The sequence below is a fragment of the Corallococcus sp. RDP092CA genome (assembly GCF_041903675.1).
Classification (GTDB): Bacteria; Myxococcota; Myxococcia; order Myxococcales; family Myxococcaceae; genus Corallococcus.
In genome coordinates this window covers 145,770-158,264 of sequence record NZ_JAYESI010000002.1, presented here as the reverse complement: position 1 = coordinate 158,264, position 12,495 = coordinate 145,770, and the positions used below count along the sequence as shown (strand labels likewise).

Below are 12,495 nucleotides of genomic sequence, written 5' to 3'. Positions count from 1 at the left end.
GGCCTCACCCGTGGCCGCGTGTCCAGAAGCCCCCGGGCGCGCGGTGGGTTGCTCCCACGCGCCCGAACTCCCAGTGGAAAATCACAGCCGGGACGTGAGGTCGGGAGGTGTCGGCCCGACGGCATCCCATCCCCTCGCGCAGCTTGCCGGGCCCGGGGCCGCGGTGTTGGATGGCCCTTTGCGATGACGTTACGAGCGAAGGTCGGGCGGATGGAGGCGATGGCGCGACGGCGGGACACGCTCCGCCAGGCCTTCGAGCGCCTGGGCCCCGGCGCCAGGTCCACGGCGAGCGCGTCCCGCGCGAACAGCCGGCTCCTGGAGGAGACGGTGCGCGAGCGCACCGCGGCGCTGGAGGCCGCCAACGCGAAGCTGTCCAGCAGCCTGGAGCAGCTGCACGCCACGCAGGCCCAGCTCCTCTTCGCGGACCGGCTCATCGCGCTGGGGCGCATCGCGGCGGGCGTGGGTCATGAAATCAACAACCCGCTGGCCTTCATCCTGAGCAACCTGGAGTACATCCACCAGGAGCTCCAGCAGAAGGAGCGCCTGTCGGAGCAGGACCGGCAGGAGATCTTGGAAGCGCTGGCGGAGACGCGCGACGGCGCGGAGCGCATCCGGCTCATCGTGCGCGACCTGCAGACGCTGTCGCGCGCGGAGGACGTGGGCAGCGGGCCCGCGGAGCTGGCCGCGGTGGTGCGCACGGCGGCGAAGATGGCCATGCACGAGCTGCGGCACCGCGCGCGGCTGGTGGTGGAGTGCGACGGCGTGCCGCCGGTGCAGGGCAACGGCTCGCGGCTGGGGCAGGTGTTCCTCAACCTGCTGCTCAACGCGGCGCAGTCCATCTCCCCGGGGAACGCGGAGGGCAACGAGGTGCGCGTGGTGGCGCGCCCCGGCGAGCCCGGCCACGTGCTGGTGGAGGTGCGCGACACCGGCTGCGGCATCGCGCCCGAGCACCGCGAGCGCATCTTCGACCCCTTCTTCACCACCAAGCCGCTGGGCGTGGGCACGGGGCTGGGGCTCGCGGTGTGCCACGGCATCGTCACCTCGCTGGGCGGCACGCTGACCCTGGAGAGCTCGCCCGGCAGGGGCAGCACCTTCCGCGTGTCCCTGCCGGTGGCCGGCGCCTTCGTCCAGTCGCAGTCGCCGCGCCCGCAGGCCGACTGGACCTGAGGGCGCGCCGCTCAGCCCCCTCCGGTGGGCTTCACCCCGAGCGACCGCTGGAGCATGCCGCCGAGCACCTCGCGGAACCGCGCGTCCGACGCCGCGTCCGCCGCGCGCCCCAGCACGGGCAGCAGCACCTCCCGCGAGAGCAGGAACCACTGCGACGCGCACAGCGCCACGAGCAGCGTCATGTCCACCGTGTCCCGCGAGGGCGGCGGCGTGCCCTGCGCCTCCGCCACGCGGCCTGCCTGGAGCTCCAGCGCGTCCGCCAGCAGCCGCAGGCCCTGCGCGCGCACCAGGGGCATGTGCTCGGCGCGGCCGGTGAGCAGGGCCCACGCCATCAGCCGGCCGTGCTGCCCCTCCTGGACCACGGCGAAGAACCGCTCGAGCAGCGCCCCCGCGTCAGGGGGCGCCTCCGCCGCGAGCAGCTGCTCCCGGAAGGACGCGGCCAGCAGCTCGTTGCGGCGCAGGAGCACCTCGCGCACCAGGGCCTCATAGGTGCCGAAGTAGTGGGTGACGAGCGCGTGGCTCACCCCCGCCGCCTTCGCCACCGCCTGCAACCCCACCCGGTCCGGCCCCTGCGCCACGAGCAGCGGCTCGGCGGCCTGGAGGATGGCCTCGCGCGCCTCCTCCGGCGTGCGCCGCCTGCGGGGCGCGGCGGGCTTCGCGGGACGACGGGGAGCGGAGCTGCGCCGGGACGGGGCCCGGACCTGGGGACGCCTGGATGCCATCGCGGCGCATCCTACCCACCCAAGCGTCGTTCGACGCGCGCAGCGCTATTGTCAGATTTGACAATGACACCGGACGGGCCCTATCCATGGGGGGTCCGGGCGCGCGTGGCCCGGGGGTGCGCTGGCCTTCGCGAGGTCCGTCATGCTGATGCTGCTGCCCGACAACCCGTCCCTGCCGGTGTTGCTCCTCGGGGTCCTGCTCATCTCCGGGGCCATCAAGCTGTCGATGGTGGCCGCAGGCTGGCTGGTGTGGCGCACGCGGCTGGCGGAGCGCTTCCGGGTGTACCGGCGGGCGCTGGCCCAGGGGCAGCTGCGCCGCGAGGCGCTCGCGGCGGTGGGCGTGGTGGCGACGGACGCGGTGCTCATCGCCGCCTTCCGCGCCTTCACCGGGCCGCTGTACGCGCCGTTCAGCCTGGCCACGGCGCTGTGGTCGTACGCGTGGATGTTCGTGGGCTTCGAGGTGTGGTTCTACGTGACGCACCGGCTGCTGCACCTGCCGCGCTTCTATCGCTTCCACGCGCAGCACCACGTGGCGCAGGTGACGGAGCCGCTCACCGCGCTGTCGTTCTCCGTGGCGGAGCGCCTGGTGCTGATGGGCGGCGGGCTCGGCCTGCACTTCGCGGCCATGCACCTGTTCCCGGGCACGCAGGCGGGCGTCCTGGCCTACATGCTGACCAACTACGTCCTCAACGCGTTCGGGCACGGCAACACGGAGTGGCTGCCCAAGCGCTTCGTGGCGTCCTGGGTGGGCCGCGTCTTCTTCACCCCCACGTTTCACGCGCTGCACCACGCGCGCTACCAGGGGCACTACGGCCTCTACACCGTGGTGCTGGACCGGTGGTTCGGCACCGCGTTCCCCGACTATCCGCTCGTGCATGCCCGCGCCCGCGAGGGAGCGGGGCTGACGCGCATCGGGGAGCGGCTGGCGGTGCCTCCCCCCGCCCCTCCCGTCCCCGCGGTGCCAGGGGTCCGGCAGGCGCTGTGAGGTCCACCGGCCCCCGACGTCCCACGGTGGGCACGAGGGGGCCCATGGCCGTGGGCCGACGGACAGTCCACGAGGGAGGCGACCCCTGGAGGGGTGGCATCCCCGGGGTGCGGACCTAGAATCGGGAGGTGCACTCCCGGCAGGACGTCATCATCATCGGCGCGGGCGCCAGCGGAACGCTGCTCGCGGCCTGTCTCCTGAGGGCCGCCCGTTCGCCCTTGCGCGTGGCCCTCGTGGAGCGAGGGGAGCGCCTGGGGCGGGGGGTGGCGTACTCGACCCCCAGCGCGCGGCACCTGCTCAACGTGCCGGCGGGCCGCATGAGCGCCTGGGTCGACGACCCGGAGCACTTCCTGCGCTGGCTGCGCGTGGACGCGCCGGACACGCCGCCGTCCGCGTTCTCCGAGCGCCGCCGCTATGGCCAGTACCTGGAGGCGGTGCTGAAGGACACCGCCGCGCGGGCCGCGCCGGGCGTTCAGTTGGAGACGGCGCGCGACGAGGTGACCGCCGTGGTGGACACGGCGGACGGCGTGAAGGTGGCGCTCGCGAGCGGCCAGGACCTGGAGGCGCGCGGCGGGGTGCTCGCCCTGGGCAACGCGCTGCCCGCGGACCTGCGCGTGCCGGACGGCGGGCTGTACGCGAGCCCGCGCTACCACCGCTCGCCGTGGGCGCCGGGGGCGCTGGAGGGCATCGGCGCCGGGGACCCGGTGCTGCTCATCGGCACGGCGCTCACCATGGTGGACACGGTGCTGTCGCTGGCTGAGCGCGGGCACCAGGGCCCGGTGCATGCGCTGTCGCGGCACGGCCTGCTGCCGCACCCGCACCGCGCGCACGGCGCGAAGGCGCCCGCGGCGGCGGAGCCCCTGCGCATCCGCGAGCTCTTGCGCTCGGTGCGCCGGGAGATGGACCGCTGCCGTAACGCGGAGGTGGCGTCCGCCTCCGCGCGGGAGGTGGTGCCGTTCAGCACGCTGCGCGTCCGCGACGTGCTGCGCACGATGCGCCAGGAGGTGGACGCGCAGGCGGCGGCGGGCGCGGACTGGCGCGCGGCGGTGGATTCGCTGCGGCCGGTGACGACGCCCCTGTGGCAGCGGCTGTCGGAGCCGGAGCGGCGGCGGTTCCTGCGCCACCTGCGGGCGTACTGGGAGGTGCACCGCCACCGCATGGCGCCGGAGCTCCATGACGTCATGGACGCGTGGCGGCGGGACGGGCGCCTGGTGCTCCACGCGGGCCACGTGCTGCGCTTCGAGCTGGAGCCGGACGCGGTGGCGGTCCACCTGCGCCCCCGGGGCGAGCGGGAGCCGCGGGTGCTGCGCGTGCAGCACGTCATCAACTGCACCGGCCCCGAGTCCAACCCGGCCTCGCGCCACCAGCCCATCCTCCGCGGCCTGCTGGAGGCGGGGCAGGCCCGCGCGGACATGCTGGGCATGGGGCTGGCGACGGCGCCCGACGGCGCGGTGCTGGACGCGCGCGGCCAGCCCTCCGCCCACCTCTTCACGCTGGGCCCCACGCGCCGGGGCGACCTGTGGGAAACCACGGCGGTGCCGGAGATCCGCTCCCAGGCCCGAGACCTGGCGGACCTCCTGCTGCGCCGGCTGGGCGTGTCCCGGACCGCCGCGTCCGAGGCGGCCGCCCCGGCGCCCCCCTGAGGCTCGCGGGGCCGCCCGGGTGACGCCCGCGTCACGGCCGCGCATGCCTGCCCGGTAGCGGGCCTGACAGGCGCCATGACCTGGAGGTGGGCCTCCTGCTCGCCGGACAACGGCTCCCCTGGAGGGAGGCTGTGGGGCCCCGGCATTTCGTGAGAGATTCCAGGCCCCCCTCCTGGAGTCCCTTCCCGATGGCCTTGAAGCGCCCCCTCCCCGCCCTCATGGGAGGCGTGTCCCTGTCCGTCCTCGCGAGCCTCGGGGCGCTGGCGTACCAGCACCTGCGGACCGACGCGCTGGAGGAGCGGCTCCTGCGGGAGGTGGGCATGCTGACGCAGGCGGAGCACCCGCGCCCGGCGCACGTCACCCCCGCGCGGCCCGGCACCTTCGGGGACGCGGTGGCTCCGCTCCTGCCCGCGCTGCTCGCGCGGACGCACGGGCTCCCCGTCCCCACCGCCGCGGAGACCGCGACCCTGGAGGCGGTGACGGAGGGGCGCGCGCCGGTGACGGACCTCCCCGCCTCCCGCCTGGAGGCCCTGGAGCGGGACCGCTCGCTGACGCGGCGGGTGCTCGACGCCACCCACGCGGAGTCCGGCGGCCTCCCGGAGGACCTGCGCCCGCTGGCCGGCCCCTCGGTGCCGGGGCGGGACGCGCTGCTCCAGGCGCTCCTCCACGTGGTGGAGGACGCGGCGCTGGAGACGCGGCTGCTCGTCGCGGGGGGCCAGGCGGACCCCGCGGTGGACACGTGCGTGGACGCGCTCGCGCTCAGCCGGGAGCTGGCCCTGGGCGGCGGGCTCGTGGGACAGCGGCTGTCCGCGACCAGCCATGGGCGCGCGTGGCGGGTCTGCGCGGACGCGCTCGACGCGGCCTCGCTGCCCCGCAAGCGTCAGGCCATCTCGCAGCTCACCCGGCTGCACGAGGGCTTCCCGCCGGTGTCCCTCGCGCTGCACGAGGAGGCCGTCGTCGCGCAGCTCCACGCCTTCCGCGACCTGCTCTCCGACGACGGCCGCGCCGCGCTGCCGCCCACCTGGTTCGACGCCCCCGCGCGGCCGGAGGCCCTGTCGCGCCGGCTCCAGTGGCATCAGTGGGTGGAGGACGCGGACCGCCTCCTCGCCGTGGTGGATCAGCCGGCCGAGGAGCGCCGCCGCGCGCTGGCGGCCCTGGAGGCCCGGTGGGCCGGTGAGCACCTCCGCCACGCAGAGGCCCCCGCGGTGCGCCTGTCGCCCGAGGACCTGGAGGCGCTGGAGCTGCGCGCGCTGCGCTCCGAGGCCCTCATCGCGCTGGCGGAGGTCGACGCGGACCGCGCGGAGAAGGGCCAGTGGCCGCGCGTGCTCCCCACCCGGACGACGTCGCTGGTGCTCAAGCCCGTGGACGAGACCCAGGCTCGAATCCACTCGTGCGTGCAGGGGTTGATGCCCGACCCGCTGGTCGTGAGGGCGGACGGCCCGCCCGCGCTCCAGCGGGTCCACGACGTGCCCTGAGTCGGCCGCGCCCTCCCCACGTCCGGCCTCCCGCGACGGGGCGGCGATGTACGATGCCGCCTTTCCGTGGACGTCGTGGGAGGGAGCCGTCATGTCGTGGAAGCTGGTGCTGCTGGACGAGGTGTCGAAGGTGCTGCCGGATGCGCCGCTCAAGGGCTCGGACATCCGCGTGGAATTGCCGACCGCCAGCTACGCGCTGCCCGCGGGAGAGCAGCTGGGCCCCCTGACGTTCGCGTTCGACGTGTCCGCGCGCGGCTTCGTGGAGGGCTATGACGCCCCGGCGGACGTGGACGCGGCGGGCGTGGTGGGCGAGGCCCCGGGCGACGCGACAACCCAGCTGGCCCCGGCGCTCGTCTACGGCGGCGACCCGGCGTGGCTGAAGTACGGCGTGGAGGCGCGCGTGAAGGCGGAGGTCGGCTTCCCGCTGCCCTACGTGGCGCTCGCGGCCAACGGCGACGTGCGCGTGCTGCTGGCGGACTACCACCGGCACACGCAGGACACGAACGCGCGCGCCGCGCTGAAGGAGGACGCGCCGAACCTGCGGCTGCCCCTGCTCACGTCGTCGCTGGACAAGCTGGGCGTGGGCGACGCCATGGCCTTCCAGGCGCGCGGCGAGCTGTCCGTCACCGCGACGCTGGACTGGACGGACGTCTACACCTCCAACCTCCAGACGCTGACGAAGCTCTTGTCCGCCAGCACCCTGCTCGCCTTCGAGGCCAAGGCGGGCGCCACCGTGTCCGCCCGGGTGAGGGTGGTGGACGACTACGCCGTCATCTTCTCCCGCCCCGCCGCGGGCCAGGTGCGCGTGCAGGTGAAGAAGGGGGTGGCGCGCGAGGCGGGCGTGACGGCCAGCCTCCACGTGGAGGCGAGCCTCACCGACCCGTCCGCCGTCGTCGCCCAGGTGGAGCAGGTCCTCGAAGGGCTGCTGTCGGTGCCGCTGTCCCGCTTCGAGTCCTTGATGACGAAGCTGGAGGCGCACAGCCTGTCGGAGGACGAGGCGAAGGTGCTGCGCCTCATCCTGGACCGGCTGGGCTTCCAGGAGCTGGAGGCCGACACCACGGCGCTGCGCGCGCAGTGGGAGAAGCTCCGCGCGGACGTGCGCGCGCGCATCCAGGCGCTGGCGGAGTCCAAGTTCGAGGCGGGCTTCCGCTACGAGTACCTGCGCCTGCGCGAGCAGACCACGCTCCTGGCCGCCGTGTGCACCGACGCCCAGGCCCGCGCCCTGCACCCGCTGCTGGTGTCCGGGCGGCTGGACGGCGCGATGCAGAAGATGCGGGACGAGGGCATGGCGCTGGAGCAGTGCCTGCTGAAGGAGGTCGACAAGGAGTCCAGGGCCTGGGGCTTCTCGCTGAAGCTGGGCAGGTGGGCGCTGGGCGGCAACGACACGCGCGAGCTCACCCAGGTGGTGCAGCGCAACAGCCTGGAGAAGGAGGCGCCCCAGCGCATCTCGTTCCTGGGCGTGCGCAGCTACAGCGGCGCGCTGCTCACGCCGTACATGCACTGGACCGCGGACTTCAAGGCGGACATGGCGGAGTTCCGCAAGTCCCCCACCGTGGCGGACTTCGACCTGGGCCTCTACCTGCTGCTGGCCCACGACGCGCGCAAGCTGTCGGACACCGAGCTGCGCCAGGCCGTGGACGAGGCCATCGTCTGGGGCGCGCTGGATGACGCCGAGGAGGAGGAGGTCCTCCGGCGCATCCGCGACGCGGCCGGCGGCAAGGAGCTCGAGGCGCGGGTGGAGCTGAAGCTGGACAACCGGACGATGCGCGACGTCATCGCCCGCGCGGCCGACCCGGACGCCCCCTCCGCCTTCGCCCGCGCGCTGGGCCGGGCCCTGCCCTGGTACGGCGTGTCGTGCCGCGACCGGCCCGCCGTGCGCGAGTCCGTCTACGCGCCCCTGTGGAAGGCGTACCTGGAGCAGAACTGGTCCGCCGCCGACGCCGCGCGGACGGCCGCCGCGACCCTGAAGAACCACTCGCTCGTCGGGCCCTTCGCGTACGTCGAGGGGCAGCTGGGCAACGGCATGCTGACGTTCGCGGAGGTCATCCAGAAGAACCCCGGCACCGTGTCCAAGTGGCGCGACCTGCGCGCGGGCCTCCTGGACCTGCGCAACAACGAGCAGCGCTCGCCCTCCGTCTTCAACGGCGCGTTCAAGGCGCTGTCCCAGTCGTGGGCCCAGTCCTTCCACCTGAAGGCCACGGGCGCCTTCTTCCTGGAGCTGGCGTCGCGCGGCGGCAACGGCCTGGCCACCGTGGAGCGCACCTTCACCGTGACGGTGCCGGGGACGGGCGCGAACCTCGTCTTCACCAAGTCGCGGGCCTGACGGGCCCCCCGCGTCCCCTTCGTCCGCTTCCGCACGTCCCCGGGCGCGCGGAGGCGACTTCAGGCCGGGCGGAGGTCGTGAAGGTGACGCGCCGCATTGCCCCCACGCGGGGGCATCACTACCTCCAGCTCCTCAAGCGGCGCGGCCCATGCGGAGGAGCCCCGGGAGATGATCGTCGGTCGGATGCTGTCCTGGCGGATCATCCTCCGCTACACGGGGCGCCCCGTCGTCGTGCACATCGCCATCGCGCTGGCCATCTCGCTGGGCTACGAGGTGCTGAACGCCAGGTGGCTGTCGGTGCCGGCGTTGCCGGTGACGCTGCTGGCCGCGGCGCTGGGCGTGCTGCTCGGCTTCCGCAACAACTCCGCCTACGAGCGCTGGTGGGAGGCGCGCACCCTCTGGGGCGGGCTGGTGAATACGTCGCGGACGCTCGCCCGGCAGGTGCTGACCTTCCTGCCCGCGCCCCGCGCGCGGCGCAGTGACGGCACCCCGGAGACGCCCTCCGCCGCGTCCCGCCTGGTCCAGATGGCCGTGCAGCCGGAGGGGCCCGCGCTGGCGCCCGCCTGGTCCAAGGTGGGCGACGGCGCGGTGCGCGACCCGCTCGGCCACGCGCGCGACCTGCGCGGCCCGGACGCGCCCCGCGCGAACCTGGCCACCTTCCTCCACCCGGGCATGGAGACGCCCCGGGGCGTCATCACCGGCATGTTCGAGGGCATCACCGAGGACGCGCGCGAGCTCGTCTACGCGCAGGTGGGCTTCGTGAACGCGCTGCGCTGCCACCTGCGGCGGCAGGACCCCTTCCCGGAGATCACCCCGTTCTTCCGGCCGTCCGTGCTGGAGGCGCTGCGCGTCGAGCAGAACGTGCCCGCCGCCATCCTCCTGTGGATGAGCACGCGCATCCGCCGCATCTACAGCGACATCGACCACCCGGAGAAGGTGTACCTGCGCGTGGCGATGGACCAGACGCTCACCGCGCTGACCGACTACCTGGGCGCGTGCGAGCGCATCAAGAACACGCCCCTGCCCCGCCAGTACGACATCCTCCCGCACGCCATGGTGCGGGTGTACCTCACGCTGCTGCCCCTGGGCATCGTCACGGACCTGGGCGTGCTCACGCCGCTGGTCACCGCCCTCATCGCGTTCCTCTTCGTCGCCATGGACGCGGTGGGCCGCGACGTGGAGAACCCCTTCGAGGACGGCGTCAGCGACACGCCCATGACGGCGCTGTGCCGCACCATCGAGATCAACCTGCGGCAGATGCTGGGCGAGGCCGAGCTGCCCCCGCCGGTCCAGCCGAAGGACGGCCTGCTGTACTGAGGCCTACCCGGCCGCCGTCACCTCCACCGAGCCCAGGCCGTCCACGGTGAGCCGCACGTGGTCGCCGGGCTTCATCAGGTACGCGGCGGTGGCCGCGCCGGACAGCACCAGGCTCCCGGCGGGCAGCGCCTGGCCGCGCTCGGCGAGCAGCGCGCAGAGCTGGATGAGGGACACCACCGGGTCTCCGGAGATGGCGTCCGAGCGCGCCTCGCCCTCCACCCGGCCGTTCACCTCCATCCGCATCTGGAGCTTCGTCAGGTCCAGCTCGCGCGGGGCGCGCTCCAGGGTGCCCGGCACGAACAGCGACGACGACGCGTTGTCCGCCACCACGTCCGGCAGGCTGAAGTACTTGAAGCCCACGAAGCGCGAGTCCAGCACCTCCATCGCCGCGAAGACGGCCTCGCACGCGTCCAGCACCTCGTCGCGCGTGACGGCGCCCTGGAGCGGCTTCGACGTGCGGAAGGCGATCTCGGGCTCGATGCGCGGGTGGATGCCCGCGCCCACGTGCACCACGCCGCCGGCCTGCACGCGCATCCGGTCCGTGAGCACGCCGAAGATGGGCGAGCCCAGGTTCATCTGCTGGCGCTTCGCCTCCGACGTGAAGCCCATCTTCAGGCCCACCACCCGCTCGCCCCGGGCCTCGCGCAGCCGGATGCCCTCCGCCTGCACCGCGTAGCCGTCCGGCACGGTCAGGTTCGGGTGCGCGTGCGTCAGGGGCGGCACCTCACGCCGCTCGCGCCGCGCCGCGTCCAGGATTCCAGCCAGGGCCGCCACGTCCACTGTCGAGGTCATGCGCGAATCTTTTCCATGCCCGGCCCGCAATTCCACCAAGGATTCACCTTCGGAGCGGGTCATGTGACACCGAGCGCCGGTCAGCCGCGCAAGCGAGCGCCAACCGACGTCCTGCGTTCGGAATCCTGGAGGCGATGGACAGCCGCGACATACATTGCCGCGTCTGCCTGGGAGGGCGCTGCCTTGGAAGAGGTCCTCAACTACATCGGTGGCGAGCTGGTGCCCGCGGCGGGGGGCCAGTGGCTGGACAAGCCGGAGCCCGCGACGGGCCAGCGCTATGCGCGCGTGCCGGACTCGCGCGAGGCGGACGTGCGGTCCGCCGTGGAGGCCGCGGGCCGGGCCTTCCCCGCCTGGTCCGCCCTGCCGGCGATGGAGCGCTCGCGCTACCTGCGCCGCATCGCCGGGCTCCTCCAGGAGCGCCTGGACGCCTTCGCGCGGGCGGAGTCCGTCGACACGGGCAAGCCGCTGTCGGTGGCCCGCACGGTGGACATCCCGCGCAGCGTGCTCAACCTCGAGTTCTTCGCGGACGCGGCGACCCAGTTCTCCAGCGAAGCGCACCCCATGGACGGCGTGGCGCTCAACTACACGCTGCGCTCGCCGCTGGGCGTGGTGGGCTGCATCTCGCCGTGGAACCTGCCGCTGTACCTGCTCACGTGGAAGATCGCCCCCGCGCTGGCGGCGGGGAACTGCGTGGTGGCCAAGCCGTCGGAGGTGACGCCGATGACGGCCTACCTCCTGTCGCGGGTGTGCCGCGACGCGGGGCTGCCGCCGGGCGTGCTCAACCTGGTGCACGGCCTGGGGCCGCACGTCGGTGGGCCGCTCACGCGCCACCCGGACGTCAGCGCCATCTCCTTCACCGGCAGCACGCGCACGGGCGCGGAGATCGCCCGCGTGGCCGCGCCGTCGTTCAAGAAGCTGTCCCTGGAGATGGGCGGCAAGAACCCCAACGTCATCTTCGCGGACTGCGACTTCGACGAGGCCCTGGCCACCACGCTGCGCTCGTCGTTCGCGAACCAGGGGCAGATCTGCCTATGCGGCCCGCGCATCTTCGTGCAGCGCTCGCTGTATCCGCGCTTCAAGGAGGCGCTGGTGGCGCGCACGAAGGCCCTGAAGGTGGGCGACCCGCTGGTGGAGGGCACGGACCAGGGCGCGCTGGTGTCGCGCGAGCACTTCGAGAAGGTGCTGGGCTACATCGCGCTCGCGAAGCAGGAGGGCGGCAGCATCCTCACCGGCGGCCAGCGCGCGAGCGTGCCCGGCCGCTGCGCGAGCGGCTGGTTCGTGGAGCCCACGCTGGTGGAGGGCCTGGCGCCCACGTGCCGCACGAACCAGGAGGAGATCTTCGGCCCGGTCGCGACGCTCATGCCCTTCGACGACGAGGAGGAGGTGCTGTCGTGGGCCAACTCCACGCGCTACGGGCTGGCCGGCAGCGTGTGGACGAAGGACCTGACGCGCGCGCACCGGTTCGCGTCCCGGCTGCACAGCGGCATCGTCTGGGTGAACACCTGGATGCTGCGCGACCTGCGCACGCCGTTCGGCGGGGTGAAGGAGTCCGGCGTGGGCCGCGAGGGCGGCTGGGACGCGCTGCGCTTCTTCACCGAGCCCAAGAACGTCTGCATCAAGCTTTGAGCGGGGAGAGCCACACGTGAGCGCTGGCGAGCGGATCGATTCGAAGAAGGCCCCGGAGCCCGTGGGGCTCTACCCCCACGCGCGCCGCGTGGGGAACCTCTTGTTCCTGTCCGGCGTGGGCCCGCGCGAGCGCGGCAGCAAGGCCATCCCGGGCGTGGAGCTGGACGCGGCGGGCAACATCGTCTCCTACGACATCGAGACGCAGTGCCACTCCGTGTTCCGCAACGTGCGCTACATCCTGGAGGACGCGGGCTCGTCCTGGGAGCGGCTGGTGGACGTGACGGTGTACCTCACGGACATGAAGCGGGACTTCCCCACGTACAACCGGCTGTGGGCGGAGTACTTCAAGGACAACCCGCCGTGCCGCACCACGCTCGAAATCAACGCGCTGCCCACGCCCATCGCGATTGAGCTCAAGTGCATCGCCACGATTGGAGACGAGTGA

Annotated in this window: 10 protein-coding genes; 8 read left to right on the top strand and 2 right to left on the bottom strand. The window is 73.6% G+C overall.

Features of this window, described 5'->3' with window-relative positions:
- Positions 1-183: 183 nt before the first annotated feature.
- A complete protein-coding gene (locus tag U8525_RS03005; protein ID WP_374260884.1) occupies positions 184-1,167 on the top strand; it encodes a sensor histidine kinase in 984 nt (327 codons plus the stop codon).
- A gap of 11 nt (positions 1,168-1,178) precedes the next feature.
- On the opposite strand, the gene U8525_RS03000 is transcribed toward U8525_RS03005, so the two are convergent.
- Entirely contained in the window at positions 1,179-1,889 is a 711-nt protein-coding gene (locus tag U8525_RS03000; RefSeq protein WP_374260881.1) for a TetR/AcrR family transcriptional regulator, read from the bottom strand.
- Positions 1,890-2,031: 142 nt separating this feature from the next.
- Here U8525_RS03000 and U8525_RS02995 point away from each other — a divergent pair, with 142 nt between their 5' ends.
- The 5 genes from U8525_RS02995 to U8525_RS02975 all read left to right on the top strand — a co-directional run bounded on the left by U8525_RS02995 (position 2,032) and on the right by U8525_RS02975 (position 9,632).
- Positions 2,032-2,874, top strand: coding sequence for a sterol desaturase family protein (locus U8525_RS02995; protein ID WP_374260878.1), 843 nt, complete (start codon positions 2,032-2,034; stop codon positions 2,872-2,874).
- Positions 2,875-3,002: 128 nt separating this feature from the next.
- On the top strand, positions 3,003-4,517 hold the full coding sequence (locus U8525_RS02990) for an FAD/NAD(P)-binding protein (RefSeq protein ID WP_374260874.1): 1,515 nt from the start codon (positions 3,003-3,005) through the stop codon (positions 4,515-4,517).
- 188 nt (positions 4,518-4,705) lie between these two features.
- Positions 4,706-5,992, top strand: coding sequence for a hypothetical protein (locus U8525_RS02985; RefSeq protein WP_374260871.1), 1,287 nt, complete (start codon positions 4,706-4,708; stop codon positions 5,990-5,992).
- Positions 5,993-6,083: 91 nt separating this feature from the next.
- Positions 6,084-8,315 carry a hypothetical protein gene (locus tag U8525_RS02980; protein WP_374260868.1) on the top strand — a complete coding sequence of 744 codons (2,232 nt, stop codon included), beginning with the start codon at positions 6,084-6,086 and terminating at the stop codon, positions 8,313-8,315.
- 168 nt (positions 8,316-8,483) lie between these two features.
- On the top strand, positions 8,484-9,632 hold the full coding sequence (locus tag U8525_RS02975) for a bestrophin family protein (protein WP_374260865.1): 1,149 nt from the start codon (positions 8,484-8,486) through the stop codon (positions 9,630-9,632).
- A gap of 3 nt (positions 9,633-9,635) precedes the next feature.
- Here the strand turns inward: U8525_RS02975 and U8525_RS02970 are convergent, their stop codons facing one another.
- A complete protein-coding gene (locus tag U8525_RS02970; RefSeq protein WP_374260862.1) occupies positions 9,636-10,424 on the bottom strand; it encodes a 2-keto-4-pentenoate hydratase in 789 nt (262 codons plus the stop codon).
- A 183-nt stretch (positions 10,425-10,607) separates the two neighbouring features.
- Here U8525_RS02970 and U8525_RS02965 point away from each other — a divergent pair, with 183 nt between their 5' ends.
- Entirely contained in the window at positions 10,608-12,050 is a 1,443-nt protein-coding gene (locus U8525_RS02965) for an aldehyde dehydrogenase (protein ID WP_374260860.1), read from the top strand.
- A 16-nt stretch (positions 12,051-12,066) separates the two neighbouring features.
- The gene (locus U8525_RS02960; RefSeq protein WP_014393721.1) at positions 12,067-12,495 is read left to right on the top strand and encodes a RidA family protein; all 429 of its coding nucleotides are present in this window, start codon (positions 12,067-12,069) and stop codon (positions 12,493-12,495) included.

Coding starts and splice junctions, on each gene's coding strand:
- U8525_RS02975 (WP_374260865.1), top strand. CDS start 8,484: ATGATCGTCGGTCGGATGCTGTCCTGGCGGATCATCCTCCGCTACACG.
- U8525_RS02970 (WP_374260862.1), bottom strand. CDS start 10,424: ATGACCTCGACAGTGGACGTGGCGGCCCTGGCTGGAATCCTGGACGCG.
- U8525_RS02995 (WP_374260878.1), top strand. CDS start 2,032: ATGCTGATGCTGCTGCCCGACAACCCGTCCCTGCCGGTGTTGCTCCTC.
- U8525_RS03005 (WP_374260884.1), top strand. CDS start 184: ATGACGTTACGAGCGAAGGTCGGGCGGATGGAGGCGATGGCGCGACGG.
- U8525_RS03000 (WP_374260881.1), bottom strand. CDS start 1,889: ATGGCATCCAGGCGTCCCCAGGTCCGGGCCCCGTCCCGGCGCAGCTCC.
- U8525_RS02980 (WP_374260868.1), top strand. CDS start 6,084: ATGTCGTGGAAGCTGGTGCTGCTGGACGAGGTGTCGAAGGTGCTGCCG.
- U8525_RS02985 (WP_374260871.1), top strand. CDS start 4,706: ATGGCCTTGAAGCGCCCCCTCCCCGCCCTCATGGGAGGCGTGTCCCTG.